Below are 25,984 nucleotides of genomic sequence, written 5' to 3'. Positions count from 1 at the left end.
TTCCCGGCGTCGGCGGACGACCGTTTCCCGACGTCTGCAACCCCCTGGCCCCGGACGGTGTTTCTCTCAGTGATGGACGACAAGGCCGAGCAGCTGACCGATCTCCTGGCGGCGCACCTCGAATCCGGCTTCACGGAGCTGGTCCGGGTGCACGCCGGGGCGGTGCACGCGTTCCTGTACCGGGTCTCCGGCTCGTTCGCCGAGGCGGACGACCTGGGCCAGGACACGTTTCTGCGCGCCTACACGGCGCTGCAGGAATACAGCCCCGCACGGCGCCGTGAGCTGCGTCCCCGCGCGTGGCTGATGACCATCGCAGCGAACGTGTGGCGCAACCACGTCCGTACCCGGACACGGCGCCCGGCCACGGCCGGACTGCCCGTGGAGGAGACCATGGACGTCTGGCCCGACCACGGCCCGGGTCCGGAGGAACGCGCGGCGACCGCGGAGGACCGCTCCCGCCTGGTCACGGCGCTGTCCGCCTTACCCGAGCACCATCGCATACCGGTCGTGCTTCACCATGTGATCGGGATGAGCTACACAGAGGTGGCCGAGGTACAGGGCTGCGCGGTGGGCACCGCGAAGGCGCAGGTCTCCCGCGGGCTGGCCGGCCTGCGGCGACTGCTCGAACCGGAGCCGACGGCCCTGAAGGAGGTGACGATGTGAACGAAAGCAACGGCGACGCGGTCACGCGGCGTCTGCCGGATCTCGCGACCGGGGCACCGGAGGACTTCGCGCTGCGCGTGCTGCGCCGTGCGGGCATCTCCGAGGACCGCTACGACACGTACGTGCGCCTCGACACCGCCGCGGGCGGTCTGTTCGTGGCCGCCGGTCCACGCGCCGTGACCGGCGCCTGCCTGGACTCGGCGGGCCTGACCCCGACCGGATTCGAGGAACTGCACCGCGCGCGCACCGGCCGCTCGGCGATCCCGGGGGGCCGGCCGCTCCCCGGGCTCCTTCCCGCGCTGCGCACCGGCCGGGCCCGCCGGCTCGCGATCGACCTGTCCGGGCTGCCCGCACAACAGCGCGCGGTGCTGGAGGCGGTGCGCAACATTCCCGCGGGGCAGCTTCGGCCGCTGAGCTGGATCGCCCGCGAGGCAGGCGCCGAGGCCCCGCCCTCGGTCCCCGAGATACTGCGCGCGCTGGCGGCCAACCCCGTCGCCGTGCTCATACCGTGCCACCGGGTCACGCACGACAACGGATCGCCGTGCGACGCCGCGTACCTGCCGAAGGCGGGTGAGGCCCTGCGCCGGGCCGAACACATCGACATGCGCCGGGTGGCGGAGCTGTCCCGGGCCGGCGCGGTGTTCCTCGGCAGCGACACCACCTTCATCTACTGCCACCCCACCTGCGCCCACGCACGCCGCATCACCCCCGGGCACCGGGTGCACTTCCGCACCGCGCAGGACGCCCGCGAGGCGGGTTACCGGGCCTGCAAGAGCTGCCGGCCCCTCACCGTCTGACCCGGCGCACCACGCAGCACCACAGAGAGGTCCCCATGCCCACCCCACTCACCGCCGCACTCGCCTCGCACCGCACCCCGCTGGGTCAGCTGACCCTCGCGGCCACCGACGACGCGCTGGTGCTGTGCGCCTTCGACGACCGTGAGCAGGCGGTGAACCGGATCACCCGCGGTGGTCTCACCGCCGTGGACGCCGACGCCGCCACCCCCGCCCAGCTGCGCATCCTCCAGGAGGCGGGCCGCGAGCTCGACGCGTACCTCGAAGGCCGCAGCCGCGCGTTCACCGTACGGATGGACCTGCGTCTGGCCACACCCTTCAGCCGTACCACCGTGGAGCGGCTGGACGGCATCCTCCCGTACGGGAGGACGGGCACCTACGCCGAGCTGGCCGCCGCGCTGGGACGGCCGCGGGCCGCGCGGGCCGTGGGCACCGCGCTCGGCGCGAACCCGCTGTGCGTGGTGCTGCCCTGTCACCGGGTGGTCGGCTCGGGGGGCCGGCTGACCGGCTACGCGGGCGGTGTCGCGGCCAAGCGGTTCCTGCTCGACCTGGAGTCCGGCCGCACGGCCACGCCCTCCCACTGAACGGGCGGGCGCCGGAGCACATCCCCCGCCTCCGGCGCCCGTCTTCATCCACGACCGCGGAGCCCACCCTGACCAGCTACGACACCCCTCACCTGCCGGGCATGGACCACGACCGCATCCCCACCGCGCCCGACGCCGGCGCCGACGACACCCTCGACCTGCCCGCCGTGGACGCGCTGGACTGGACGGCGCTGAGCGCGGAGCTGGACGCCGAGGGCGTCGCCGTCACCCCGCCCCTGCTGTCACCGGAGGCCTGCGAGGAGATCCGCGCGCTCTTCGACCGGGACGAGGTGTTCCGCAGCACCGTCGACATGGGCCGCCACCGCTTCGGAAGCGGCCGCTACCGCTACTTCGCGGCGCCGTTGCCCGACGTCGTGACCGCGCTGCGCACGCGGCTCTACCCGCCGCTGGCGCGGATCGCCAACCAGTGGGCGGAACGCCTGGACCGGCCCCGCTTCCCGCAGACCCACGCCGAACTGACGGCCGCGTGCGCCGCGGCCGGACAGCTGCGGCCCACCCCCCTGCTGCTGCGCTACGGCCCGGGCGACTACAACTGCCTCCACCAGGACGTCTACGGCGAGCTGACGTTCCCGCTGCAGGTGGCGGTGATGCTGGACCGTCCCGATGTCGACTTCACCGGTGGAGAGAGCGTCTTCGTCGAGCAGCGTCCGCGCGCCCAGTCCCGTCCCGTGGTGAAACGGCCGGCCCAGGGGCAGGGGATCATCTTCGCGGTGCACGACCGGCCGGTGCGGTCGGCACGCGGCTGGAGCCGCACCATGCTGCGCCACGGGGTGAGCTCGGTGCACGAAGGCCGGCGGCACGTCCTCGGTGTGATCTTCCACGACGCACCGTGACGCCGGAGCCGTGGCCGGTGCCGGGGGGCACCGGCCACGGTGTCAGGCCGGCTGCCGCGCGTACCAGTCCCGGCATGCGGCGAACTGCACCTCGAACTCCGGCCCGGGCCGCTGCCCGCACCGCTCCCACAGCCTGCGCGCGTCGTACCAGTGGTCCTGGGTGACCAGGGCGTACTGATGGTCGGAGAGCGCGGGCATCGCCCGGCGGATGCGGGCGCGGTGTTCGGCCGGGGAGATGTCGCCGGGCGCCGGCGGCAGCCCGAGGACACGGTGCAGGGCGAGCAGCAGCCGGCCGAACGGCAGCGGACGCGGATCGGCGGCGTGGTAGATCGCGGGGCCCCGGGCCGCCTCGTGGTCACGGACGAGGGCCACGACGCAGCGCGCCAGGTCCTCCAGCGAGATCAGCGAGGTGAGCGGCCTGGTGTGCGCCGGCCAGTCCGGAACGGCCGTCAGCATCCGGGCCAGGCTCGGGACCACCCAGCGGTCGCCCTCCCCGTAGATCAGGTGCGGCCGCAGCACGATGCCGCCGGCGTCCAGGACGGCGGACTCCCCGCGCAGCCGGGACACGCTCGCCGGGGACAAGGGGCGGGGCGTGATCTCGTCTTCGCCGGCTCCACGGTGCGGGCCGGTCCCGTACACGGAGGCGGTGCTCAGATGGAGGATGCGCGCGACCCCGGCGCGCCGGGCCTCGTCGAGCAGGGCGCGCACACCGAGGTGGTTGACCGCCTCGCACCGGTCGGGATCACGGCCCACGTACGAGGCGGCGTGCACCAGCGTCGTCACGCCCTCGCACACCCCGCGCAGCGTCTCGGGACGGGTGAGGTCGGCGCGTATGTGCCGCACTCCGTCGGCGCGGGAGACGAGCGGTGCGCCGCGCGACGACAGCACCCTCAGGTCCGTGGCACCGCAGTGGGCGCCCCGCAGCAGCGCACGCACCACGGCGCCCCCGATGAAACCGGTGCCTCCGGCCACCAGGACGGTGCCGGTCCCGTGCGGGACGTGTGTCGTGGGTTCGGCCACGTGCCGCTCACTCCCCGGGCGCGGTGAGGATCGCGACCCGGCAGGTGCCGGCCTCGATGCCGTCCTGCAGGAAGCGGACGGTGAGGGCGTGGCGTCTTGTGCCGTCGTGTTCCGGCTCCTCGGCGGACACGCGCACCGGCTCGTCGGCCAGGACCAGGCACGGCAGGTCGAACTCGACGTAGCGCCGGAACTGCGCCTCGCACGCGACCAGGAGACCACGGGGCGCGTCCAGGGCCAGCAGGGCCGCCTGCCGGGCCGCCTCCATGAGGACCATGCCGGGCACGTGGTCCACCGGGTGGTCGAAGAGCACCGGATGGTCGGCGACGATCCGCAGCGGGTGGGCGCCGGCGCCGGTGCGGGCGCCGAGCACGACGTCGGACTCGCAGTCGCGGCCCACGAGCCGCGGGTCGACGGGGGCCGTCGTGGTGTGCGGCGGTCGGGCGTCGATCCGGTCGCCGCGCAGCCGCCGGTAGACGGCCTGCGAGGTGCACTTGCCCTTCAGCCGGCCGCTGCCGAGCCGCGCGCCGTCGCGGTGGGCGACGACGTCGTAGCCGTAGCGGCTGACGGTCCCGGCGCGCCGCTGTATGTGGCTCAGGCGCATGTCGAGCACCACGTGGGCGGGCCGGGCCGGACGGGAGAGGCGTACCTGCTCCTCGTCGACCTCGAAGTCGGTGGACTCGGTCAGGAAGCCGGAACCCATGGGCACGTCGAGCGCTTCGTGGGCTAAGAGCAGGCAGGCCTGTCGGATCGTTTCCGCGAACAGCATCGGGTCGTGCCAGCGGCCGTCGACCGCTCCGTAGTAGCTGTGGGTGCGGGACCACTGCGCACCGAGGCGGTGATCGTCGTGAACGGACTCCCACCCGGTCAGCAGGACCTCGGACACGGCGGCACGGTGGACGAGGCTTCGTGGGACGGTCTGCTCGAACAGCCTGGGGTCGCGCTTCTCTCCGAAATGCGGACGGTCGGCTTGCAAAAGGGATTCCATTGTGCCCCCCGAGCTCTGGAAACTGATGTGGAAACACCATTTGACCAGTACCGATGCAGCCTCGAAGGCTCTGCGAGCGTCCGGGGCTCCGCGCCGAGAATACTAGCCGAATGGTATTCTTCAGCTAAAGCGACAAGGAAGTTTGGGCGCGCGAGGGATCGCGGTGATCGACGGAGAGGGCGGAATACCGTCATCCGCACCGCGAGGGAGGAGATTCGACTTTGGTGACGGGAACGAGGACACGGCAGGAGCGTGCGGAGGCGACCCGGCAGGCGATCCTGGACGGGGCGGCGGCCGCGTTCGACGCGGCCGGGTTCGGCAGCACCAGCCTCAGCGACATCGCCAGGCTCTCCGGTGTCACCAAGGGGGCGATGTACTTCCACTTCCAGTCGAAGGAGGCCCTGGCCAGGGAACTGGTGGCGGAACAGTTCGAACTGCTCCCCGGGGGCGCCGGTCCCGAGGTGCGCGCCCTGCAGCGAGCCATCGACCTGACGCACAGCATGGCCCACGGTCTGCGCTCCAGCACCCGGTTGCGGGCCGGCATCCGGCTCGTCATAGAGCTCGGCTCGTTCGCGGCACCCGACCCGGCGCCGTACAACCAGTGGATCGACTCCGTCCGCGACCTGCTGGCGAACGCCCAGGGCGCCGGTGACGTCAAGCCCGAGGTGAACATCGGCGACCTGTCGACGTACATCGTGGGGGCGTTCGCCGGAGTGCAGATCACCTCACAGGTGCGCACCGCCCGGCAGGACCTGCACGACCGGGTCACGGACATGTGGACGTGGCTGCTGCCCGGGGTCGTCCCGGCCCGCCGCCTCGCCCGGTTCGCACCGGCGGGGTCCGGCGAGCTGCGGGCCGCGATCGGCGAGGGCCGGAAGGCGGACTGAGGCTCCGGCGACGCCGCCCGGCACCGGGCGGCCCAATGACGGCACGCGTGTCACGCCGCGGGAGCCGTCACAGCCGGGAACCGCCCGAGGCGTCGATGCACTGACCCGTGATCCACCGCGCCGACTCGGACGCCAGGAAGGCCACGATGTCGGCCACGTCGGCCGGCTGCCCCAGCCGGTCGAACACGGACCACGCGGCCAGCTCCGCCGCCGCTCGACTCGTACGGCGCTTCTGCGCGTTCATGTCCGTCTCGATGAACCCGGGCCGCACCGAGTTCACCGTGATGTGACGCGCCCCCACCTCCTTGGCCAGCGCCAGGGTGAACGTGTCGACCGCCCCCTTGCTCATGGAGTAGACCAGGGACTCCGGGTAGGCGATGCGGGCGGCCGCCGAGGAGATGTTGACGATGCGGCCCCCGTCCGGCATCCGCTCGAGCGCCTGCTGGGCCGTGAACACCAGGGACTTGGCGTTCACCGCGAAGATGCGGTCGAACAGCTCGGGCGTCACCTCGTGGATGCGGGCGGAGCCGCTGACCCCGGCGTTGTTGACGAGGACGTCCAGTCCGGGACCCGTGCCATGGCGTGCGGCTGCGGCGTCGAACTGGGCGTAGAGGCTCTCCACTCCCCCGGGCGCGCCGAGGTCCGCGCGTACCGCGAACGCCCGTCCGCCACCGTCCCGGATCGCTCCGACGGTCGCGGCGGCCGCGCTCTCGTCCTCGCGGAAGTGCACCGCCACCAAGGCGCCGTCCCGCGCGAGGCGCTGCGCGATGCCCCGCCCTATCCCTCTGCTCGCACCCGTCACCAGCGCCGTCTTGCCCGCCAACGCGCGCATGTCGCTCCCCCTTTGAGACCTGCCCGGATCCAAGCCGTGGCACGGTGTGGCACCGGTCAGTGACGTACGGCGCGCCCGCGTCCCGAGGACGCGGCCACGGGCGCCGCGGTCCGCAGCCGCGGGAGGGCGTCCGCAGAGGCGACGACGGGAAGCACCAGTTCCCACAGGCACCCGAGCCACTGGTGACTCTCGTCCTCGGGCACGCCCATCCAGGCCAGCGTCTCGACTCCGCACACCACCGCGGTGACGAGCGTGCGCGCGGACAGATCGGGAACATCGGCGGCCAGCTCACCGTCCTTGCGCGCCGTTTCGAGCAACTGCCCCAGCCGGCCCAGCCACAGCGGGTAGAAGTCCGCGGGGACCGGGCTCCCCGCCGTCCGCTCCCGCGCGATCCGCACGCCGGCCTTGATGAACGGGTCCGAGCGCAGCATTCCGCTCAGCGTGTGCGTGGCGTCCACGAGGACTTGGAGACAGGACTTCTCGGCACGGGTCACGTCCGTGAGCATCGTCTCCAGGATGTCCTGGCCCCGTTTCTGCACGGCGTCCGCGAGGTCGTCCTTGGTCGGGAAGTGGAAGAACAGCGCCCCCTTGGTGACACCGGCGGTGCGGCTCACACCGCCGAGCGTCGCCCTGACGAAGCCGTGGAGGGCGAACTCCTCGGCCGCCGCGACGACCAGCCTCTCCAGCGTGCGTTCCGATCGCTCCTGCTTCGCCATCGGTCGGTCCCCCCATACATCGAAGCGGCAGGACCCGTCCCCACAGGTCCACCGCCTGCACCGCCGGTCCGTCCCCGCCCTCGCGGTACCCGGCAGACGGGCGCGGCTCCCCCGTCTGCGGCCACACTAGAAACCGGTCGAACGACTTGTCAATGAAAAGCCGGTCGACTGGCTTGTGAAATCGGGGGGTTGACCGCGACGGTAGCCGGGGGCACTCGAGCGCCGCTGGATGCCTTCCCGCTCGTCGCCGGCGGTGGCCGCTCCACCCGCGCCCCGGCTTTTACGACGCATCGGCCGGTGCGAACTCGCCGCCCGCACCGCCCGGTTCACCGGTGCGTCCGGGTCAGTGGCCGGCCGTGGCGTCGGCCCAGGACACGCCGTCAGCACCTGCTGCTCGTCGAGACCATCCGGAACCGGCGGCCGGCGCTGCCTCCGCCCGTTCTTCGCGTCGAGGGCCGGCGCCGGGGCACGGCCCTCAGACGCCGGCGCGGGTCACCAGTCGCGTGGGGAGGATCAGCGGGGTCGGGACCTGCCCGTTGACCAGTGCGGCGAGCATGCGCGCCATTTCCCGTCCGAAAGCCTCTCTGGGCTGGTGGACGGTGGTGAGCGCGTCCACCCGGGAGGGGGCCCGCCGGCAAGGCCCACGCGCCGGCACGCGACGGGGCCCCGCGTCTCAGGTTCAACCACTGATCCGGGCAACCACTGATCCGGGCACCGGCACCACGTCCGGCCCCTACCGGCGCCTCGTCCACACGAGCCCGCCGGTCATGCCGCGGCCCGCAACGTGCGCAGGGCGTGCGTGCGTTGCGGGCCGTGGCACCGGACTCGTGTGTGGTCAGCGCGCCCGGTGCCGGTCAGGCGGCCGGGCGGCGGGAACGATCGGCTCAGCCGCCGCTCTTGCGCCGGAACGACCGCTGGCTCGCGGCCGGGCCGTGCGCCGCACGGACCTTCGAGGCATCGGGGTTGGCCGCGGTGTCGGCGGCGTCCGCCTGCGCACTGCGCTTGCGCGCCAGGGCTTCGCGGAACTTGCGCTTGAGGTCGTAGTTGCCGTCGCCGTCCGCCGTCAGCGGGGACGTCTCGGGGGCGGCCGGCTCCGAACCTTCGGGGGATACGGGTTCTGCGGTCATGGTGACCTCCTGGTTCGGGGGTTTGGGCAAGGCACAGCTTGTCATGCCGGGCCCGGTGCGGGGCGCCGGCCACGTCATCCTGCCGCGTCCCGGTAGTGCCGCCCTCGATTCTCAGCCGTTGCGCCGGACCAGGGCGGCCTTGCGGGCCTCGGCGAGCTTGCGGGCCTCGCCCGCCTTGCGGGACTTGCCGCCGGCGCCGCGGGGGTCCTTGCTGGTGCCGAGGCCACGGAAGGGAGCGTTGGTGTTCTTGGGGCGCGGTGCGGCGGGCCCGCCGTCGAGCGGGATGCCGGAGGGAGCCTTGGCGCCGGTGATCCGGCTCAACTGCGCCTCGCCGGAGCGCACTTTGGTGACGGTCGGCTCGATGCCGGCCGCGGCCAGCATCTCGCTCGTCTCGCGGCGCCGGCCCGGCACGACGAGCGTGACCACGCTGCCGGACTCACCGGCGCGGGCGGTGCGGCCGGCCCGGTGGACGTAGTCCTTGGGGTCGGTGGGCGGGTCGACGTTGACGACGAGATCGAGGTCGTCGACGTGCAGGCCGCGGGCCGCGACATTGGTCGCCACCAGAACGGTGATCTGGCCGTTCTTGAACTGCGCCAGGGTGCGTGTGCGCTGGGGCTGCGACTTGCCGCTGTGCAGGGCCCCGGCGTGCACCCCGCTGGCCCGCAGGTGCCGGGTGAGCTGGTCGACGGCGTGCTTGGTGTCGAGGAACAGCAGGACACGGCCGTCGCGGGCGGCGATCTCCGTGGTGACGGCGTAGCGGTCGGGACCGTGGACGACCAGAACGTGGTGCTCCATCGTCGTGACCGTGCCCGCGGACGGGTCGACCGAGTGGACCACGGGGTCGTGGAGACAGCGGCTCACCAGTTGGTCGACGTCGCGATCGAGGGTGGCCGAGAACAGCATCCGCTGACCGTCGGGGTGCACCCGGTCGAGCACGTCGACCACCTGCGGCAGGAACCCCAGGTCGCACATCTGGTCGGCCTCGTCCAGCACGGTGATCCTCACCCGGCCCAGGCGGCAGGCGTTGCGCTCGACCAGGTCGTGCAGGCGTCCGGGGGTGGCGACGACCACCTCGGCTCCCTCGCGCAGCGCGGCGATCTGCCGGCCGATGGACATGCCGCCGACGACCGTGGCCATCCGCAGCCGCAGCGCCTCGGCGTACGGCGCCAGCGCCTGGGTGACCTGCTGGGCCAGCTCCCGGGTGGGCACGAGGACCAGGGCGAGGGGCTGCTTCGGTTCGGCGCGGCGCCCGGCCGTACGGGTCAGCAGCGGCAGGCCGAACGCGAGCGTCTTGCCGGACCCGGTGCGGCCGCGCCCGAGGACGTCGCGCCCCGTCAGGGCGTCGGGCATCGTCGCGGCCTGGATCGGGAAGGGTTCGCGCACCCCGAGCCCGGTCAGTGTCCGCAGCACCTCCACCGGCAGCGGCAGGTCGGCGAAGGACGCGGGCGCGGGCAGCGCCGGGGGCATGGGCTCGGGCCGGGCGGGACCGCCGTGAGTGATGCCGGAGCCGTCGGGGTGGTTCATGAACAGCCTTCCGCAGGGGAACGTACCGAGGAAGGCCCGGCAGGATGGAACAGCCTCCGCACGAGCGGAACCGAACTGACAGAGTCGCCCACCGCGACGACCACGCAAAAGCGTGACTTTAACACAGGGCAGGATCGTCGCGCCGTGACGCCGATCACCCCCTGGCCCCGTGCCCTGCCCCCCTGACTCCGCACCCGCTGCTGCCGCCCGGGGCTATGTCGCCCGGAACCGCCCCGGCTCCACCTCCACGACCCGCGCTTCACCCAGGAGCCGGTCCAGGTGCCGCGCAGCCGTCCTGCGTTCCACCGGGCCCACGTGCGGGCCTTCGACGTGGGGCCGGTAGACCAGCCGGTGCTCGGCGATCTCCTCGACGGTGCGGGGTTCGCCGAGGAACGCCAGCAGGGCCGCGTCCCGCCTGACCACCACGGCCGCGAAGGCGTCCAGGCGGCTCCGGAACTCCGCGGCGCCCTCGATCACGCCTCTCTGGTGGGACGTGCCGTACCAGCGGGCGTCGATGTCCCGGCAGCGGCGCATCGACGCCTCGAAGTCGGCGAGACTGCTGCCGGGGTCGCCGTAGTAGGGACCGAAGGACGTCAGGTCGATGTCCGCGACGAACAGGAAACCGTCCGGCTCGATCAGGAAGCCGCAGTGGCCCGCGGTGTGGCCCGGCAGATGCACCACGGTCACGGTGCGCCCGCCCACATCGAACACAGCGCCGTCGTCGAAGCCGAGTGCGTCGGGACGTCCCCGTACGTGGAAGTGGTCGCGGAACGTCGCGTCCACCTCCTTCGCCGCGTCGGACGGAAGGCCGAGCCCGGCGACCATCGCCTCGCGCGAGCGCAGCGCGGCGAGGTCGGCGCCGTGGACGTGGACCGGTGCGAGGTCGTAGCTGCCGAGGCCGGCGATGTGGTCCTCATGGGCGTGGCTCACCAGGACCAGGTCCGCCGGGGGTGCGCCCTCGACGAGCGACAGCGACGGATCGACGACCAGGGTCTCCGACGCGCCGCGCACGAGCAGCGAGTTGCCGTACGGGTAGGCGCCCTGCCGGGGGCCGACGAGGACGTCCACCCCGCCGTACGCGACGGTTGTGCATCCCGTGCTCTGTGCGTCCACGACTCTCCTGCCCTCCGCATCGTGACGAGCCTGCCGGGCACGGTACCGGGACCCACCCGAGCTTGAACTCGAGGGTGCGTCCCTGAAGGCCGTACGGAATCGGCTACGGCGTGCGCGGGGCCGGATCTCCGGCGTGATCCGGATGATCGAGGAAGGGCGGGACTGCGAGGAGGTCGTCACCCGACTCGCGGCCGCCTCGCGCGCACGGCTGGAGAGGCTGTTCCCGCAGGGCAAGCGGGAAGTCGGCCGCTCACGGGGCAGGTTACGGGCGAATTCGCGTCAGCAGCCCGGCAGTTGGTACCCCCTCGTGTACGTGCGTGCGGCCCCGGTGCCCTTCGGGCGGCCGCTCGTAGTCGTCCCCACCGGCGATGACGGGCTGCCCGCGTCGCGAGAGCACCCCAGGCCGCGCCGGGTCGACCGGCGCTCGCCACCGGCGCGCCCCGCGTCACCCTCCGCCGAGCCCGGAAGCGAACCCCTGTCTGACTGAGTACGGTCTGGTTCGACGGGGCCGGGGGCGGTACTTTCGGCGGCGCGGCCATCGAGCGGGGCGTTCGGCCCGGTTCGGTGCGGCTTCCGGCTGCGCGGCGCGAACCCGTACGCGTCCGGCCGGGCACCGGTCACCGCGTGCGCGCGGACCCGGCGTTCCCGGCCCGCTCGACGAGAGAGAGGTTCAGCGCGATGAGTTCCAGGATCCAGCCGACCGCCCAGGTCGACGAGGCCGCGACGATAGGCGACGGGACGACCGTCTGGGATCTCGCCCAGATACGCGAGGACGCGACGCTGGGCCGTGGGTGCACCGTGGGCCGGGGGGCCTACGTCGGGCCGGGCGTGCGGATCGGCGACCACGTCAAGTTGCAGAACTACGCCCTGGTGTACGAGCCCGCGGTGCTCGGCGACGGGGTGTTCGTCGGTCCGGCGGCCGTGCTCACCAACGACTACTTCCCGCGCTCGGTGGACCCGGAGGGCAAGCTCAAGCGCGGTGGCGACTGGGACGCCGTGGCCGTGACCGTGGGCGAGGGGGCGTCGCTCGGGGCGCGTTCGGTGTGCGTGGCGCCGGTGCGCGTGGGGCGCTGGGCGCTGGTCGCCGCGGGGGCGGTGGTCACCCGGGACGTACCGGACTTCGCGCTGGTCGCGGGTGTTCCGGCGCGCCGGATCGGCTGGGTGGGCCGGGCCGGCGTACGACTGGTGGAGCGCGACGGTGAGCCGGGCACGTGGGAGTGCCCCGAGACGGGCGCGTTCTACGACGAGAAGAACGGCGAACTTTTCGAACGCGTATGACTTTCTGATTTTCGCAAAACACCATTCCTCGAACATCCGCAGGCATAACATGTGTGCGTACTGTGGAGGCGGGGCACAGTGAGCACACAAACCAGCGCCCAGGGGGGGTACCGGGTGGGTACATCTGTGTCTGACGCGAGGAGCGAGCGCCGCTCCGACGCCTGACGTCCGACGATCGGCATCCGCGGGTCCACATCCGCGCATCGACGTCCGACGACCGGCGTCCGACGTCTGTTTCCGCCGTGCGGCCATCCGTCCCGGCGATCACAAGTCTGTGCACAACAGGGGGGTTGGTGTGTCCACACGATGACCACTTCACGTCTCGCGGCGCTCGCTCAGGAGGAGCCGCCGCTGCTCCCGCTCGCCAGGCGCCTCCTCGCGCTCGCCGAATCGGGGCTGCCGAAGATGCTGCTGCCCGGCGGTGAGGCCTTCGCCTTCACCATGGCGGGGCAGCAGCGCCCCGACGGTTCCTGGGCCCTGGAGCGGCGCGGGATCAGCACCCGGTACGCGGCCATCACCGCGCTCGGCGTGCGGTTCCTCCCCGAGGACCGCCAGCGTGCGGCGCTCGGCGGGCGCAGCGCCGAGGAGTTCGTCGGTCTGCTGGTCGAGTCGCTGCCCGCGGTGACCAACCTCGGCGACGCGGCGCTCATCGCGTGGGCCGCCGCCGACACCGGGCACCCCAAGCTCTCCGACGCCCTCGCCCGCGTCGAGGCCCTGGACACGGCCGGCCGGGCGCAGTACACCGCCGAGGCGGCGTGGGTGCTGTCCGCGCTCGCCGCGGCCCGGGACACCGTCGACGTGGAGGCGCACTTCGCCGCCGCCCGCGACCGTCTGCTGCGCGCCCGCGTCGGCGACAGCCCGCTGTTCCCGCACGCCACCGGACCCGGCCTGGTGCCCTGGTACCGGGAGCACGTGAGCTGCTTCGCCGACCAGACGTACCCCCTGCAGGCCTTGGCCCGGGCGCACGCGAGCAGCGTCGGGGGCGACCCGGAAGCGCTCGCCGCGTCCGAGGCGTGCGCCGCGCGCATCTGCGCGCTGCAGGGCGAAGGCGGCCAGTGGTGGTGGCACTACGACGCCCGCACCGGCTCCGTCGTGGAGGGCTACCCGGTCTACAGCGTCCACCAGCACGCGATGGCCCCGACCGCGCTGTTCGACCTCACCGACGCCGGCGGCACCGACTTCGGCGCGGCGATCCGCAAGGGCCTGCGCTGGATGACGGACGTGCCCGAACTGGCCGGCGCCGCGTACCGGGAGCCGATGATCCTGGACGACCTCGGCGTCACCTGGCGCAAGGTCTTCCGGGGCGACCCGAAGAAGGCCGTACGCGCCGCCCGCGGCCTCGCCACCCGCGTCGCCCCGAAGCTGCGGCTGACCGCGCTGGACCGGGTGTACCGCCCGCTGTCCGTGGACCGCGAGTGCCGGCCGTACGAGTTCGGCTGGATGCTGCACGCCTGGCTGGGGAGCGCGATATGAGCGCGCGTCAGTCCCTGTTCGGAGTCGAGCTGGACGCGCTGACCATGGACGAGACCGTGGAGCGCTGCCTCGCAGCGGTGCGTGAGGGCCGTCAGCTGGAGATCGGCGTGGTCAACGCCGCGAAGCTGGTGAACATGCGGCGCGACCCGCGGCTCGCCGACGCCGTGACCGGCTGCGATCTCGTCCTCGCCGACGGGCAGGCCGTGGTGTGGGCCGGCCGGATCCTGCGCGCCCCGCTGCCGGAGCGCGTGGCCGGTATCGACCTGTTCCTGCGGCTGCTGGCCGAGGCCGAGACGGCCGGCGTCTCCGTGTACTTCCTCGGCGCGAAGGAGGACGTGCTCGCCGAGATGCTGCGCCGGGTGGCGATCCGCTTCCCCGGCCTGAAGGTCGCCGGCAGCCGCAACGGCTACTTCGACGACTCCGAGCAGGAGGCGATCGCGGACGGCATCGCCCGCAGCGGTGCCCAGATGCTCTTCCTCGGCATGACCTCGCCCAAGAAGGAGATCTTCACCGCCGCGCACGGCGCCCGCACCGGAGCCCGTGTCGTGCACGGCGTCGGCGGCTCGTTCGACATCCTGGCCGGGGTCACCAAGCGGGCCCCGAAGTCCTGGCAGCGGTGGGGGCTCGAATGGCTCTACCGCGCGCTGCAGGAGCCGCGCCGCCTGGGCAGGCGCTATGTCACCACCAACGCCTCCTTCCTTCTCATGACGGCGCGCGAGTTCGTCCGGCTCACCCCGTCGCCCGCTTCCGCCGACAGGAGTCACTGATGCGCGTCGTCGTGGTTGGACAGGGTTACGTCGGGCTGCCGCTGGCCGTCCGCGCCGCCGAGGTCGGACACGAGGTGATCGGCTACGACGTCGACGCCCGGCGGATCAAGAGCCTCGCCGCCGGTGAGTCCTTCGTCGAGGACGTCTCCTCGGAGCGGATCCGCGCCGCGCTGGACGACGGCACCTACAGACCGAGCGATCTGGCGCGCGACTGCGGCGGTTTCGACGTCGCCGTGGTCACCGTGCCGACCCCGCTGCACGAGGGCACTCCCGACCTGCGCTACATCAGGGAGTCGGCGGCCACCCTCGCCCGCTATCTGCGCCCCGGGGCCACCGTCGTCCTGGAGTCGACGACGTATCCCGGCACCACCGAGGAGTTGTTCGCACCGATCCTTGAGGACGGCTCGGGCCTGAAGGCAGGCGCCGACTTCCACCTCGGCTACTCCCCCGAGCGGATCGACCCGGGCAACGCGGTCTGGGGGTTCCAGCAGACGCCGAAGGTGGTCTCCGGCGTCGACGCGGCGTCCCTGAAGGCCGTCCAGGACTTCTACGCGGAGCTCGTCGACACCACCGTGCCGGTGCGTTCGCCCAAGGAGGCCGAACTCGCCAAGCTGCTGGAGAACACCTTCCGCCATGTGAACATCGCGCTGGTCAACGAGGTCGCGATGTTCGCCCACCACCTGGACATCGACGTGTGGCAGGCGATCGACGCGGCCTCCACCAAGCCGTTCGGCTTCATGAAGTTCACGCCCGGGCCGGGCGTCGGCGGCCACTGCCTGCCGATCGACCCCTCCTACCTGTCCTGGCGGGTGCAGCGCGAACTCGGCCAGTCCTTCCGGTTCGTGGAGCTGGCCAACGACATCAACAGCCACATGCCCGAGTACGTGGCGCGCCGCATCAGCGACCTGTTCAACCAGCGGCGCCGGTCCGTGAACGGCTCGCGCATCCTGCTGCTGGGGCTGGCGTACAAGAAGAACACCGGTGACGCCCGGGAGTCGCCCGCGCTGCGCATCTCCCAGCTGCTGCTCGACATGGGCGCCCAGGTGCGGGCGGCGGACCCGCACGTCGTGGAGGACCTGCCGGTGGACGCGCGGCTGGTGCGGGTGGAGCCGGTGCCCGAGGAGCTGGCGGCCGCCGACGTGGTCGTCCTGCTCACCGACCACGACAACTTCGACTACGAACTGATCGCCGAGTACGCGCCCTTCGTGCTCGACTGCCGTCGGCGCCTGACGGCCGGCCCCACGATCGAGGTGCTCTGAGACATGCGCGTCGTCTGCGTCGCCGGGGCGCGACCCAACTACATGAAGATCAAGCCGGTGATGGACGCCCTGGAGCGCCGGGGCGCCGAGGTCGTCCTCGTCCACACCGGTCAGCACTACGACCCGGCGATGAACGACGTGTTCTTCGCCGACCTCGGCATCCGTCCGCCGGACCGCTTCCTCGGGGTCGGCTCCGGCACCCACGCCGAGCAGACCGGACGCGTGATGACCGCGTTCGAGCCGCTGCTGGACGAGGTGTCCCCGGACGTGGTCGTCGTGGTCGGCGACATCAACTCCACCCTGGCCTGCGCCCTGGTGACGGCGAAGGCCGGACCGCTGCTCGCGCACGTCGAGGCGGGGCTGCGCAGCCGTGACTGGAGCATGCCGGAGGAGGTGAACCGGGTCGCCACCGACCGGGTCAGCGACTATCTGCTGGCCCCCTCGCCGGACGCCGTGGAGAACCTGCGCGCCGAGGGATACCGGGACGACCAAGTCCACCTCGTCGGCAATGTCATGATCGACACGCTGCTGGCCAATCTGGAGCGGGCGGGGAACTCCGGCGCCCTCGACCGGTACGGCCTGTCCCGGGGGGCGTACGGCCTGGTCACGCTGCACCGGCCGGCCAACGTGGACGACCCCGGGGTGCTCGCCGGACTGCTGAAGGCGCTGGGTGAGATCGCCGGCCGCTGCCCGCTCGTACTGCCCGTGCACCCGCGCGCGGCCGGGCGGCTGGCCGAGATCGGCGTGCCCGGGGGCATCCGGCTGGTGCCGGCCGCCGGGTACCTGGACTTCATCGCGCTGCAGGAGGGCGCCCGGCTCGTGCTGACCGACTCCGGCGGTGTGCAGGAGGAGACCACCGCGCTCGGCGTGCCCTGTGTGACCCTGCGGGACAACACCGAGCGGCCGATCACCGTCGAGCAGGGCACCAATGTGCTGGCCGGCCGGGATCCGGAGCGGATCGTGTCCACCGTGCACCGGGTGCTGGACGCCCCGCCCGCGCCGCGCCGGCCCGAGCTGTGGGACGGCCGCGCGAGCGACCGCATCGCCGACGTGCTGCTGGGGGGAGGCACCGCGCGTACCCGGCCGCGGCCGACCGACCGGACACTCCCCGAATGATCCGCTCGCACCATATGCTCGGGGCACATCGGGTCGCGAGGGGGGACCGCCATGGATCTCGCTGAGATCTTCCGTGTCATGCGCAGGCGCTGGAAGGTGCTGCTGCCCGGACTGCTGCTGACCGCGGCGCTGACCGCGGCCGTGGCGCTGACGGTGCCGGTCACGTACCAGTCGCAGAGCACGGTCGTCCTGCTGAACTCGCAGAAGGCCACCGTCGCCTACGACGGCAACCCGTTCCTGAGCACGCAGACCTCGCTCACCGGCATGGCCGACAGCCTGGCCCGCAACCTCAACTCCGACGGCTCGCTCCGGGAGCTGAAATCCCGGGGCGCGAACGGCACCTTCGAGGCGAAGCTCGCCGACAACGCGCAGGGGCCCCTGATGTGGCTCACCGTCACCGGCGACGACAAGGCCGGTGTGCTGTCCGCGGACCGCATCCTGACGACGTACGCCCAGGAACGGCTGGAGCAGTTCCAGCGGCAGCAGCGGGTCGACCCCAAGGCCATGATCCGCATGACGACGATCGTGCCCCCGCAGGACCCGGTGGCGCAGACCAAGACGCGGCTCGAGTACATGATCATGGCCGGCGGTCTCGGTCTGGTGCTGAGCCTGGTGGCCGTCTTCTTCATGGAGGCGCGCCGGCGTCCGCGGGCCGAAAGGCCCGCGCGGCCGGCGCAGCCCACGCCCGGGGAGACGGTCGTGGAGCAGACGATGGCGCTGCGGACCTCACCCAGCTGGTCCCGTGCCGCCGACAACCGGCCGACGGACAACCGGTCCACGGACGGCAGGTCCACGGACACCAGGTCCGCCGACGGCAGGTCCGCCGAGACCAGGTCCCCCGACGCCCGGTCCGCCACGGAGCCGAGGGCCGGGCGGTCCGTCATGACCGTGGAGTCCGCCGCCGAGCCGCTCGACGAGGAGTCTGCGCATGGACAGCATGGACAGCGTCCGCACACCGGACAGCGGCACCGCTGAGCCGGGCGGCGGCGAGGACGCCGGGCGGGGGCCCGCCGCTCCCGCGTCGCTCGGCCACCAGGTCCGTTCCGCGGCCCGCTGGAGCCTGATCAACACCGTCGTCATGCGCCTGGGCAACTTCGCCACCGGCATCCTCCTGGCACGCTTCGCCCTGGGACCGGCCGAGTGGGGCGTGTACGGCATCGCCCAGACCGTGCTGCTGGTCCTGCTGTCGGCGAACGAACTGGGCGTCAGCCTGGCCCTGGTGCGCTGGGAGGGCGACCCGCGCCGCTTCGCGCCGACCGTGCTGACCCTGGCCACCGCCTCCAGCGGCCTGCTGTACGCCGCCCTGTTCCTCGCGGCGCCGACGGTCGCCGTGCTGCTGGACTCACCCGACGCCACGGGTGTGCTGCGCGTGATGTGTCTGTGCCTGGTGATCGACGGCGTGGCGCAGGTGCCGGCCGCCATCCTCACCCGGGAGTTCGCCCAGGGCCGGCGGATGGTCATCGACGCGCTCAACTTCGTGCTCAGCACCTCGGTGACGCTGGCGCTGGCGTTCACCGGCGCGGGCGCGATGAGCTTCGCCTGGGGCGCGGTCGCCGGCAACATCGCCGCCCTCGCCGGCTGCGCCCTGGCCGCCCCCGGCACCCTGCGCTTCGGCTGGGACCCCGTGCAGGCGCGCGCGCTGCTGACGTTCGGGCTGCCGCTGGCCGGCGCCAGCCTGCTCGCGCTCGCCGTCGTGAACGTGGACACCCTCGTCGTCGGCTCCACCCTCGGCGGGGTCTCGCTCGGCTTCTACGTGCTGGCGTTCAACATGTCCGGCTGGCCGGTCCGCATCATCTCCGAGGCGGCCCGGCGGGTGTCCTTCGCGGGCTTCTCCCGTCTCGCCGACTCCCCGCAGGCGCTCGCCCAGGGCTTCAGCCGCGCCCTGGGTGTCCTGGTCACCGGTACCGTCCCGCTGTGTGTGCTGCTCGGCGGTCTCGCGGCCCCGGTCGTCGACCTGGTGTACGGCAGCACCTGGGTGCCCGCCGCGGCCGCGCTGCCCTGGCTGATGGCGCTGGGCCTGGTCCGCATCGGCTGCGAACTCGCCTACGACTGCCTCGTCGCCGCCGGCCGGCGCCGTTCCCTGATCCTCACCCAGGGCCTGTGGGTCGTCGCCCTGCTCCCCGTCCTGGTCGCCGGCGCCCGGCTGAACGGCATCGTCGGCGTCGCCGAGGGCCATGTGCTGGTCGCCGCCGGTCTCGTCGTACCCGCCTTCCTGCACGCGCTGGGGCGGGCCGGGATAGGTCTCGCGCCGCTGGCCCGGGCCTGCGCCTGGCCGTTCCTCGGGGGCGCGGTGATGACGCTGGTGGTGCTCGCCGCGAGGCGGCTCCTCGGCGGCGGCCTGCTCGCCCTGTGTGTCACCGCCACGGCCGCGCTGGCCTGCTATGTAGTGTGCGTCCTGCCGAGCCGCGGGTTCCTGCTCGGCTCGCGTACCCCGGAGACCGTATGACGAGGCTGCGCCTCCTGCTCGCCGGCCTGGCCCTCGTGCTGTGCGCCGCCTGTTCGGCGGGCGGCGACCCCGCCCCGGCCCGCTCCCCGGAGCGAACCGCGGACGCCAAGCCGCCGCTCCCCGGGGAGGCCGGTTTCCCGGACGCCCGCAGCACCGGCCCGCGCATCCCCCTCACCCCGCACTCCTCGGGGAACATCAGCATCCGCACCGACGGCACGGTCATCAAGGGCTGGGACCTCACCGGCTCCCTCGACGTCTACGCCGATGACGTGACCGTCGTCGACTCGAGGATCACCTCCGCCAACTGGTGGGGGATCAACCTGCGCCCCGGCCACAGCGGCCTGAAGGTCCTGCACAGCACCATCACCGCCGAGCCCGGCAAGGGCCCGGACAACGGCGGGGTGGACTACGCCGTCTCCAACATGGGGACGAGTTCGATCGAGGTCGGCTGGTGCGACGTCTCCGTGTTCGGCAACGCCCTGTCCATGGGCCAGGGGTATCTGCACGACAACTACGTCCACGACCTCGTGCCGTTCCGCAACACCGGCGGTGAGTGGCAGCACACCGACGCGGTGATCAGCGGCGGCGGCAGCACGGGCGAGCTGGTGATCCGGCACAACACGCTCCTCAACCCGGTGCCCGTGGACCGCGGGGCGTCCGCCGCCGTCGGCCTGTTCGCGGACAGCGGCCATGTCTCCCGGGTCACCGTCGAGCGCAACCTGCTGGCGGGCGGCGCGTACGCGCTGTACGGGGGCGGGCCGGGCGCCACGATGGTCAGGGTCACGGACAACGTCTTCTCGCGCCGCTACCACCGCAACTCCGGTGTCTACGGGGCGGTCACCGCCTGGAACGAGGGCGGCAGGGGGAACGTCTGGCGCGGCAACCGGTTCTCCGACGGCACCCCGATCGTCCCCAGGCCGGCCGGCTGAGGAAGAGGATCATGCGACGTATCGTCCGTGCCCCCTGGGAGCTGCTCAAGGGCGCCTTCGGCTGGCTCGTCCTGTTCGAACTGCGCAACAAGGTGCTGCTCGCCCCCTCGGCGCTGCGCCTGCGCCGCCTGGAGACGGCGGAGGTCCGCCGGCTCGCGCCCGCCGCGGCTCCCCCGCCCGCCGCGCTCGTCGCCACGGTCATCGCCACCCACCGCCGGCCCGACGCGCTGCGGGCGGCCGTCCGTTCGGCTCTCGCCCAGAGCGTGCGCGACCAGGTCGTGATCGTGGTCGACGACGGCGCCGGGCTGCCCGAACTGCCCGACGATCCCCGGCTGTTCGCGGTGTCGCTGGCCCGCAACACCGGTGTGGCCGGCGTCGTGCGCAACGTGGGCATCCGCCTCACCCGCTCGCGGTACGTGGCGTTCCTGGACGACGACAACCTGTGGGAGCCGGACCACCTGGAGCGGGCGCTGGCGGTGCTGGAGGCCCCGGACGGGCCCGACGGCGTCTACACGGCGCTGCGCCGCGTGCTGCCGGACGGCACCGAACGGGACGTGCTGTCGGTACCGTTCGACCGGCGCCGGGCCGCCCGGGAGTCGTTCCTGGACACCAACGCGTTCGTCGCGCGGCGCACCCGGGCCCTGCACTTCAGCCGGCTGCGGCGCACCCCCGAGGTGATGCCGCGCGAGGACTGGGAGCTGATCCGCCGCTACAGCCGCGGCCACCGGGTGCGCCATGTACCGCACGCCACCGTGCGGTACCTGGTGAATCCGGGGAGTTTCTACACGACCTGGTCCGCCTGAGGGCCGGGGGTGGCCCGCAGGGCGCCCGGGGTGAGCAGCGCGCCGGCCGCGGCCCGGCTGGCGGCGCGGCCGAGGAGGGCGCGTGAGGTCTCCCGCAGCAGGACGGCCGCGCGGAAGCAGGCGGTCGCCAGCGGCCCGTGGCGGCGCCGGTACAGCCGTACCCGGTTGAGCGTGAGCAGACTCCACAGCCAGGGCGAGACCTGCGAGTCCCCGCCGAGGTGGACGGCCTCGGCCGTCGGTTCCAGCTGTGTGGCGTGTCCGAGGTCGCGTGCCCGCAGGCAGTACTCGGTCTCCTCCGAGTAGAGGAAGAAGGACTCGTCCCACGGGCCGCACGCGGCGAGGCAGGCGGCGGAGATCGCCATGAGCGCGCCCGTCGCCCAGTCAGCGCGGGTGGGCCGCCGGTAGGCGCCCGGGTCGGTGACGAGTTCGCTCAGCGCCGGGAAACGCCCGGCCCGGCGGTTGCCGATGACGGCCTCGCCGAGGGCCCGCAGCACGCTCGACTCCCGGCGCAGCGAGTGGTGCGGGGTGTCCCCGCCCTCCTCGTAGAGCAGGGGCACGGCGATGCCGACGCCGTCACCGAGGCTGTCGACGAGCCGTCTGGCGCAGCCGCGCCGCATGCGGATGTCCGGGTTGCAGATCAGTACGGCACCGGGGTCGCCGGCGGCGGCCAGCGCCGCGTTGACACCGGCGGCGTACCCGGCGTTGCGGCCGGTCTGCACGACGGTGGCGTCCGGGGCCAGCGTCTTCAGGACGTCGACGGTGTCGTCGGCGGAGTCGTTGTCGGCGACGACCAGCCGCCAGTCCAGGCCGGTCATGCCGTCCGGGAGCGCGGCGAGGAACCCGGGGAGCACCGCCGCGCTGTTGTAGGTGACGACGATGACGGCGACGCGGCTCATCGGGACTCCACGAGGTCGGGAAGCCGGGCTTCGGTGGGTGTGCTGCGGCGCACGACGGCGGCGGCCGCGGCCTCGCGCCGGATGAACCCCAGGTAGCTGCCGCCCGCGCCCAGCAGCAGGAAGAACATGCCGGCGAACATCGGGAAGCTCAGCGAGTCGAAGGTGGCGCTGATGACCATCGCGACCAGGCAGGAGGCGAAGAACGCCTGTCCCAGTTCGCGGTCGGCCTCGGTGCGGGCGAGACGGCGGATGGCGCCGCCCTGGTGGATGCCGGTGACGAACAGGGTGAGCAGCGCGAGGAGTCCTACGACACCCATCTCGGCGAGGCCCAGCATGTACTGGTTGTCGGTGAAGAAGTACAGGTCCGGGGTGAAGGTGCCGAAGCCCCGCCCGAACAGCGGGTGTTCCTTCAGATACGGCACGATCGCGCTGTATTTGACCGTGCGGGCCTGGGTGCTGCTGTCGGAGTTGGACAGGAACGACGCGAACAGGCCCGTGATCGTGCCGATCAGCCCGGGCACGAGGACCTTGAAGACGGCCACGGACGCCGTCATCACGCCGATCGCGGCCCAGCGCCGGGCCGGCTTCCAGCGCACCACCATCACCACGGCCACCAGCAGCAGGCCGATGATCGAGGTCCGCGACACCGACAGCGGCAGCGCGCCCGCCAGCAGCACGACCGGCGCCCAGCGGCGCCAGGCCCGCAGATGACGGCGTACCGGATCGAAGGCCTGCTGGATCGCGAAGGGCAGCAGGATGGCCAGTACGCCGGCGAACTCCAGGGGCTGGGCCGTGGTGGAGCGGGGCCGGGTGAAGGCGCCGCGGTCCATGACGGACACCTGGGCCACGCTGGTCTGCAGGCCGGGGATGTGCAGCGAGTCGGCGATGTTGGTGGCGGCGAAGAAGTCGTAGAAGCCGATCGCGGCGACGACGGACGCGAGCACCACCACGCGGCGCAGCAGCACGTCCAGCCGGCCCCGCTCCTGGACGGCCGCCGACGTCAGGACGACCAGGGACACCCACACCAGATAGCCGATCAGCCCGCGGTCGGCGCCGAGGACCTCCTGGTGCGAACTCTCCCGCATCGCGTCCGCGATGTACGCGAGGAGAACGGCGACACCGAGCACGCACATCGCGACCCGGGCGAGCCGGGTGCCCGGGGCGGGCAGGATGCGGCCGCCGAGCCAGGTCGCGAGGTACCACAACAGGCCGAGCAGGGCGAAGACGTTGGCCGGGGTGCCGACGCCGCCGAGCGCGGGCAGGGCGAGGTTCGACGGGATGAACAGGGCCAGGGCCAGATAGACGGTGAGGATCGCCGTGGCGTCGACGCGCCGGGCCGGCCTGCCGGCGCGTTTCGCGGCGCGGGTCTCGTTCGGCCCTGACTCGGTGCGCCGCCGGCGGCGGACCACCGCGACACCCTCCATCAGGATCGACAGCAGGAACGCGCTGACGACCCCCAGGATGACGACGGCCGCCACGTCCTGGTAGCGGCTCTTCGACTTCGCGACGGGTGTCTGGGGCAGGACGACGGGCGCCGTCTGCACGAGGTAGGCGGGCGGGACCTTGGCGGCTTCCTGCAGGGCGACGAGCTGCTCACCGGCGAACGCGGTCAGGGTGTTGGTCTCCTGCAGCACCTTCGCCCGGTCGGTGCCGGTGACGCTGAGGGAGAGCAGCGGGCTCTCGCTCTGCGGCGCGAAGCCCGCCGTGTACGGGTCGGTGACGCCCCGGCCGCGCAGTTCCCTCGCCGCGTCGCTGGATTCCAGGGTGCGGATCAGCACGTCGGCCGTGACGATCAGCGAACCGCCCGCGTTCGAGATGGGGTTGCCGAAGGTCGGGGCCAGCCGTGCCACCGCCGAGGAATCCAGCAACGCCACCGAACTCTGCGACTGGTAGGAGACGGGCACCGTCAGGTAGAGATAGCCGCCGCCGAGCAGACTGAGCAGGGTGAAGGGCACCATGAAGTACCAGCGTCTGCGCAGGATGGCCCATATCTCACCAAGGCTCACGTACCGTCCCCCCAATCGGTGGCATCACGCCGCGCGTCCTGCCAGTATCGGGGGTGACGGAAGGATCTCCTATGTCGCCCGGGAACGTCGCCGACGCGCTGCTGCGGCGCTGGTACGTCGTGGTGGCCGCGCTGCTGCTGACGGCCGCCGGTGCCTGGCAGGTGGTGCGTCCCGCGCCGCAGTACGCCGGCTCCGCGGTGGTCGTCCTCAAGCCTCCGGTGACGCGCAACCAGCCGAACCAGCTCACCAATCTGCAGCCGCCGCTCGCCCTGGTCTCCTACTCGGTGATCCAGCAGCTCCAGTCCCCGGCGGGCGACCGGGAGCTGCGGGCGGCCGGGGTCGAGGGGACCTATCACCTGGTGCCGCGCAACAGCGGCACCAGCGCGACGCCCCGCTATCTGATCCCCTCGCTCCAAGTGCAGGCGCAGGCGTCGGACTCCGGCACCGCCGTGCGCGCCGTACGCCGGGTCGTCGACGTCTACACCCGGCACGTCGAGGCGTTGCAGACGTCGCAGGGGGTCCCCGACGGGTCGCGGATCACCGCTTCGGTGCTGGTGTCGCCCAGCGCGGCCGAGGTGCGGGGCACGCCGAGCCGGGGCCTGGCCGGGGCCGCGCTGCTGGGCCTGGCCGGTGGTGTGGTGGGCGCGCTGTGGCTCGACCGGTACCTGATGAGCCGCCGCGAGGTCAGGCCGGGCCGGCACGCCGGGCCGCTTCCCGTGGCTCCCTGAGTTCGGTCGCATCAGATGCCGCGGCGCTTCCAGGACTCCCACCACAGCCATTCCCGGCCGCGGTCGGCCACGGCCGACCACACCAGCGGCTGGAGGTACGGCATCGCCGCCGGCCCGATCCGCCGCCGCAGCCGCAGCGCCCGGTACTCGGGCAGCGCCCGGTAGCCCGGCAGGCACTCCTCGGCGAACGCCACGCACGCCTCGACCGGGACGACGTCGGTACGGCCCCGGTCGTAGGCCCGGTAGGCGCGGCGCAGGGCGTAGCGGGCGAGCCGGGTGTGGACCTGCTCGGCGAGACGGTCGCGGTGGGGCAGCCGGTCGCCGCACTTGTCGAGCACCGAGTCGAAGGCGACGAGACGCTGGCGCAGGTCGTCGAGCTGGCCGCCGAAGTCGGTGGTGGACATGTTGTCGCCGTGGACGCGGTAGAAGGCCTGGTCGGCGCCGCGTATGTAGCCGACGTCGGCGTGGGCGGCGAGCCGCATCCACATCTCGATGTCACCGGCGTGCGGGAGGGCGGGGTCGTAGCCGCCGACCGTGCGCTGGAGGCTGGTGCGGACGACGACCTCCGGTGAGGTGATGCAGCCGGTGCCTTCCCTGAAGCGGCGCTCCAGCCACCACTGGCCGGGGTAGACGACGGAGCCGGTGGAGCGGGTGCGGGCCGGCGGGAGCGGGCCGCCGTGCTGGAAGCGCAGGGGGCGCCCGTAGGCGAACCCGGCCTCGGGGTGGGTGTCGAGGAGGGCGGCGGCGCGGACGAGTGCGCCCGGGACGAGCCGGTCGTCGGCGGACAGCAGGGCGACGTAGTCGCCGTCGGCCCACTCCAGCAGTCCCTCGTTGTAGGTGGCGATGTGGCCCTTGTTGGTCTCGTGGACGTGGACCTCGATGCGCGGGTCGGAGGCGGCCAGTTTTCGCGCGACCTCGGCGGAGTCGTCGGGCGAGGCGTCGTCGATGACGAGGACCCGGACGTCCACGCCGTCCTGCTCGTCCAGGACGCTGCTGACGCAGTCGGCGAGGAAATGGCCGTATTTGTAGCAGGGGATGACAACACTGACGGTGCTCATCGGTGCGGCAGCCAATCCCCGGTGGTGGGGGGGGGCGGGGGCGGGCGCCCCCCCCCCCCCCCGCGCGGCGGGGGAGAATATTATTGGGGTCGCGGGGGCGGGTCGGGGGTGAGAACGGGCCGCCCC

25 protein-coding genes and 2 pseudogenes are annotated in these 25,984 nt (G+C 72.8%); 16 read left to right on the top strand and 11 right to left on the bottom strand.

The genetic code is table 11. The features are described 5' to 3' along the window. Nucleotides 1–72: 72 nt before the first annotated feature. From AB0E88_RS23305 to AB0E88_RS23290, 4 genes are all read left to right on the top strand, one after another. The gene (locus AB0E88_RS23305; protein WP_361633434.1) at nt 73–663 is read left to right on the top strand and encodes an RNA polymerase sigma factor; all 591 of its coding nucleotides are present in this window, start codon (nt 73–75) and stop codon (nt 661–663) included. After that, nucleotides 660–1,460, top strand: a complete 801-nt coding sequence (locus AB0E88_RS23300; RefSeq protein WP_361633431.1) for an MGMT family protein — start codon at nt 660–662, stop codon at nt 1,458–1,460. Before AB0E88_RS23305 ends, AB0E88_RS23300 begins: the two co-directional genes overlap by 4 nt. A gap of 35 nt (nt 1,461–1,495) precedes the next feature. Next, the gene (locus AB0E88_RS23295; protein ID WP_361633428.1) at nt 1,496–2,041 is read left to right on the top strand and encodes a methylated-DNA--[protein]-cysteine S-methyltransferase; all 546 of its coding nucleotides are present in this window, start codon (nt 1,496–1,498) and stop codon (nt 2,039–2,041) included. A 101-nt stretch (nt 2,042–2,142) separates the two neighbouring features. Continuing rightward, on the top strand, nt 2,143–2,895 hold the full coding sequence (locus AB0E88_RS23290) for a 2OG-Fe(II) oxygenase (RefSeq protein ID WP_361633425.1): 753 nt from the start codon (nt 2,143–2,145) through the stop codon (nt 2,893–2,895). A gap of 42 nt (nt 2,896–2,937) precedes the next feature. Here AB0E88_RS23290 and AB0E88_RS23285 read toward each other — a convergent pair whose 3' ends face one another. Continuing rightward, nucleotides 2,938–3,915 (bottom strand): NAD(P)-dependent oxidoreductase, encoded by a 978-nt coding sequence (locus AB0E88_RS23285; RefSeq protein WP_361633423.1) that lies wholly within the window; start codon nt 3,913–3,915, stop codon nt 2,938–2,940. Nucleotides 3,916–3,922: 7 nt separating this feature from the next. Then, nucleotides 3,923–4,888, bottom strand: a complete 966-nt coding sequence (locus AB0E88_RS23280; RefSeq protein WP_361633420.1) for a ScbA/BarX family gamma-butyrolactone biosynthesis protein — start codon at nt 4,886–4,888, stop codon at nt 3,923–3,925. 236 nt (nt 4,889–5,124) lie between these two features. Between AB0E88_RS23280 and AB0E88_RS23275 the strand changes: the two genes are divergently transcribed. Next, complete coding sequence (locus AB0E88_RS23275; protein WP_361633418.1) at nt 5,125–5,787, top strand: ScbR family autoregulator-binding transcription factor; 663 nt, start codon at nt 5,125–5,127, stop codon at nt 5,785–5,787. A gap of 67 nt (nt 5,788–5,854) precedes the next feature. On the opposite strand, the gene AB0E88_RS23270 is transcribed toward AB0E88_RS23275, so the two are convergent. From AB0E88_RS23270 to AB0E88_RS23245, 6 genes and pseudogenes are all read right to left on the bottom strand, one after another. Beyond that, nucleotides 5,855–6,619, bottom strand: a complete 765-nt coding sequence (locus AB0E88_RS23270; protein WP_361633416.1) for an SDR family oxidoreductase — start codon at nt 6,617–6,619, stop codon at nt 5,855–5,857. 56 nt (nt 6,620–6,675) lie between these two features. Then, on the bottom strand, nt 6,676–7,335 hold the full coding sequence (locus tag AB0E88_RS23265; RefSeq protein WP_361633413.1) for a ScbR family autoregulator-binding transcription factor: 660 nt from the start codon (nt 7,333–7,335) through the stop codon (nt 6,676–6,678). Between the two features lie 475 nt (nt 7,336–7,810). Then, a pseudogene (locus AB0E88_RS23260) lies at nt 7,811–7,942 on the bottom strand (substrate-binding domain-containing protein); the annotation flags it as partial. 277 nt (nt 7,943–8,219) lie between these two features. Further along, complete coding sequence (locus tag AB0E88_RS23255) at nt 8,220–8,462, bottom strand: DUF5302 domain-containing protein (protein ID WP_361633411.1); 243 nt, start codon at nt 8,460–8,462, stop codon at nt 8,220–8,222. A gap of 111 nt (nt 8,463–8,573) precedes the next feature. After that, nucleotides 8,574–9,986 carry a DEAD/DEAH box helicase gene (locus AB0E88_RS23250; RefSeq protein WP_361633409.1) on the bottom strand — a complete coding sequence of 471 codons (1,413 nt, stop codon included), beginning with the start codon at nt 9,984–9,986 and terminating at the stop codon, nt 8,574–8,576. A 213-nt stretch (nt 9,987–10,199) separates the two neighbouring features. After that, the gene (locus AB0E88_RS23245) at nt 10,200–11,099 is read right to left on the bottom strand and encodes an MBL fold metallo-hydrolase (RefSeq protein WP_361633407.1); all 900 of its coding nucleotides are present in this window, start codon (nt 11,097–11,099) and stop codon (nt 10,200–10,202) included. Nucleotides 11,100–11,181: 82 nt separating this feature from the next. Between AB0E88_RS23245 and AB0E88_RS23240 the strand changes: the two are divergent. The 10 genes and pseudogenes from AB0E88_RS23240 to AB0E88_RS23195 form a co-directional block, all read left to right on the top strand. Beyond that, a pseudogene (locus tag AB0E88_RS23240) lies at nt 11,182–11,316 on the top strand (metal-sensing transcriptional repressor); the annotation flags it as partial. A 461-nt stretch (nt 11,317–11,777) separates the two neighbouring features. Continuing rightward, entirely contained in the window at nt 11,778–12,377 is a 600-nt protein-coding gene (locus AB0E88_RS23235) for an acyltransferase (protein ID WP_361633404.1), read from the top strand. Nucleotides 12,378–12,683: 306 nt separating this feature from the next. Then, the gene (locus AB0E88_RS23230) at nt 12,684–13,850 is read left to right on the top strand and encodes a hypothetical protein (protein ID WP_361633402.1); all 1,167 of its coding nucleotides are present in this window, start codon (nt 12,684–12,686) and stop codon (nt 13,848–13,850) included. Beyond that, entirely contained in the window at nt 13,847–14,617 is a 771-nt protein-coding gene (locus tag AB0E88_RS23225) for a WecB/TagA/CpsF family glycosyltransferase (RefSeq protein WP_361633400.1), read from the top strand. The genes AB0E88_RS23230 and AB0E88_RS23225 overlap by 4 nt, the downstream gene beginning before the upstream one ends. Then, entirely contained in the window at nt 14,617–15,876 is a 1,260-nt protein-coding gene (locus AB0E88_RS23220) for a nucleotide sugar dehydrogenase (protein WP_361633397.1), read from the top strand. Before AB0E88_RS23225 ends, AB0E88_RS23220 begins: the two co-directional genes overlap by 1 nt. Before the next feature lie 3 nt (nt 15,877–15,879). Further along, a complete protein-coding gene (gene wecB, locus AB0E88_RS23215; RefSeq protein ID WP_361633395.1) occupies nt 15,880–16,992 on the top strand; it encodes a UDP-N-acetylglucosamine 2-epimerase (non-hydrolyzing) in 1,113 nt (370 codons plus the stop codon). Nucleotides 16,993–17,043: 51 nt separating this feature from the next. Further along, nucleotides 17,044–17,967, top strand: coding sequence for a Wzz/FepE/Etk N-terminal domain-containing protein (locus AB0E88_RS23210; protein ID WP_361633392.1), 924 nt, complete (start codon nt 17,044–17,046; stop codon nt 17,965–17,967). Further along, nucleotides 17,921–19,438, top strand: coding sequence for an oligosaccharide flippase family protein (locus tag AB0E88_RS23205; RefSeq protein WP_361633389.1), 1,518 nt, complete (start codon nt 17,921–17,923; stop codon nt 19,436–19,438). Before AB0E88_RS23210 ends, AB0E88_RS23205 begins: the two co-directional genes overlap by 47 nt. After that, entirely contained in the window at nt 19,435–20,367 is a 933-nt protein-coding gene (locus AB0E88_RS23200; protein ID WP_361633386.1) for a hypothetical protein, read from the top strand. Before AB0E88_RS23205 ends, AB0E88_RS23200 begins: the two co-directional genes overlap by 4 nt. An 11-nt stretch (nt 20,368–20,378) precedes the next feature. Then, nucleotides 20,379–21,170: a glycosyltransferase family A protein gene (locus tag AB0E88_RS23195; RefSeq protein ID WP_361633383.1), complete on the top strand. Its 792-nt coding sequence runs from the start codon at nt 20,379–20,381 to the stop codon at nt 21,168–21,170. On the opposite strand, the gene AB0E88_RS23190 is transcribed toward AB0E88_RS23195, so the two are convergent. Together AB0E88_RS23190 and AB0E88_RS23185 are read right to left on the bottom strand one after the other, a co-directional pair. Continuing rightward, entirely contained in the window at nt 21,149–22,066 is a 918-nt protein-coding gene (locus AB0E88_RS23190) for a glycosyltransferase family 2 protein (RefSeq protein WP_361633380.1), read from the bottom strand. The two genes, AB0E88_RS23195 and AB0E88_RS23190, sit on opposite strands and share 22 nt — an antisense overlap. Then, on the bottom strand, nt 22,063–24,072 hold the full coding sequence (locus tag AB0E88_RS23185; RefSeq protein ID WP_361633377.1) for an O-antigen ligase family protein: 2,010 nt from the start codon (nt 24,070–24,072) through the stop codon (nt 22,063–22,065). The genes AB0E88_RS23190 and AB0E88_RS23185 overlap by 4 nt, the downstream gene beginning before the upstream one ends. Nucleotides 24,073–24,143: 71 nt before the next feature. Between AB0E88_RS23185 and AB0E88_RS23180 the strand changes: the two genes are divergently transcribed. After that, nucleotides 24,144–24,800 carry a hypothetical protein gene (locus AB0E88_RS23180; RefSeq protein WP_361633374.1) on the top strand — a complete coding sequence of 219 codons (657 nt, stop codon included), beginning with the start codon at nt 24,144–24,146 and terminating at the stop codon, nt 24,798–24,800. 11 nt (nt 24,801–24,811) lie between these two features. On the opposite strand, the gene AB0E88_RS23175 is transcribed toward AB0E88_RS23180, so the two are convergent. Then, entirely contained in the window at nt 24,812–25,858 is a 1,047-nt protein-coding gene (locus tag AB0E88_RS23175; protein WP_361633371.1) for a glycosyltransferase, read from the bottom strand. Between the last annotated feature and the right edge of the window lie 126 nt (nt 25,859–25,984).

This window comes from Streptomyces sp. NPDC028635 (assembly GCF_040637635.1).
Taxonomy (GTDB): Bacteria; Actinomycetota; Actinomycetes; order Streptomycetales; family Streptomycetaceae; genus Streptomyces.
Note: the sequence above shows the minus strand (reverse complement) of the source record. Positions and strands in the feature narration are given on the sequence as shown.

Excerpts from the sequence above, each read along its gene's own strand:
- AB0E88_RS23200 (WP_361633386.1), top strand. The coding sequence starts at position 19,435 with ATGACGAGGCTGCGCCTCCTGCTCGCCGGCCTGGCCCTCGTGCTGTGC.
- AB0E88_RS23265 (WP_361633413.1), bottom strand. The coding sequence starts at position 7,335 with ATGGCGAAGCAGGAGCGATCGGAACGCACGCTGGAGAGGCTGGTCGTC.
- AB0E88_RS23205 (WP_361633389.1), top strand. The coding sequence starts at position 17,921 with ATGGACAGCATGGACAGCGTCCGCACACCGGACAGCGGCACCGCTGAG.
- AB0E88_RS23290 (WP_361633425.1), top strand. The coding sequence starts at position 2,143 with ATGGACCACGACCGCATCCCCACCGCGCCCGACGCCGGCGCCGACGAC.
- AB0E88_RS23250 (WP_361633409.1), bottom strand. The coding sequence starts at position 9,986 with ATGAACCACCCCGACGGCTCCGGCATCACTCACGGCGGTCCCGCCCGG.
- AB0E88_RS23270 (WP_361633416.1), bottom strand. The coding sequence starts at position 6,619 with ATGCGCGCGTTGGCGGGCAAGACGGCGCTGGTGACGGGTGCGAGCAGA.
- AB0E88_RS23295 (WP_361633428.1), top strand. The coding sequence starts at position 1,496 with ATGCCCACCCCACTCACCGCCGCACTCGCCTCGCACCGCACCCCGCTG.
- AB0E88_RS23225 (WP_361633400.1), top strand. The coding sequence starts at position 13,847 with ATGAGCGCGCGTCAGTCCCTGTTCGGAGTCGAGCTGGACGCGCTGACC.
- wecB (WP_361633395.1), top strand. The coding sequence starts at position 15,880 with ATGCGCGTCGTCTGCGTCGCCGGGGCGCGACCCAACTACATGAAGATC.
- AB0E88_RS23220 (WP_361633397.1), top strand. The coding sequence starts at position 14,617 with ATGCGCGTCGTCGTGGTTGGACAGGGTTACGTCGGGCTGCCGCTGGCC.
- AB0E88_RS23235 (WP_361633404.1), top strand. The coding sequence starts at position 11,778 with ATGAGTTCCAGGATCCAGCCGACCGCCCAGGTCGACGAGGCCGCGACG.
- AB0E88_RS23210 (WP_361633392.1), top strand. The coding sequence starts at position 17,044 with ATGGATCTCGCTGAGATCTTCCGTGTCATGCGCAGGCGCTGGAAGGTG.
- AB0E88_RS23255 (WP_361633411.1), bottom strand. The coding sequence starts at position 8,462 with ATGACCGCAGAACCCGTATCCCCCGAAGGTTCGGAGCCGGCCGCCCCC.
- AB0E88_RS23180 (WP_361633374.1), top strand. The coding sequence starts at position 24,144 with ATGTCGCCCGGGAACGTCGCCGACGCGCTGCTGCGGCGCTGGTACGTC.
- AB0E88_RS23175 (WP_361633371.1), bottom strand. The coding sequence starts at position 25,858 with ATGAGCACCGTCAGTGTTGTCATCCCCTGCTACAAATACGGCCATTTC.
- AB0E88_RS23305 (WP_361633434.1), top strand. The coding sequence starts at position 73 with ATGGACGACAAGGCCGAGCAGCTGACCGATCTCCTGGCGGCGCACCTC.
- AB0E88_RS23230 (WP_361633402.1), top strand. The coding sequence starts at position 12,684 with ATGACCACTTCACGTCTCGCGGCGCTCGCTCAGGAGGAGCCGCCGCTG.
- AB0E88_RS23195 (WP_361633383.1), top strand. The coding sequence starts at position 20,379 with ATGCGACGTATCGTCCGTGCCCCCTGGGAGCTGCTCAAGGGCGCCTTC.
- AB0E88_RS23190 (WP_361633380.1), bottom strand. The coding sequence starts at position 22,066 with ATGAGCCGCGTCGCCGTCATCGTCGTCACCTACAACAGCGCGGCGGTG.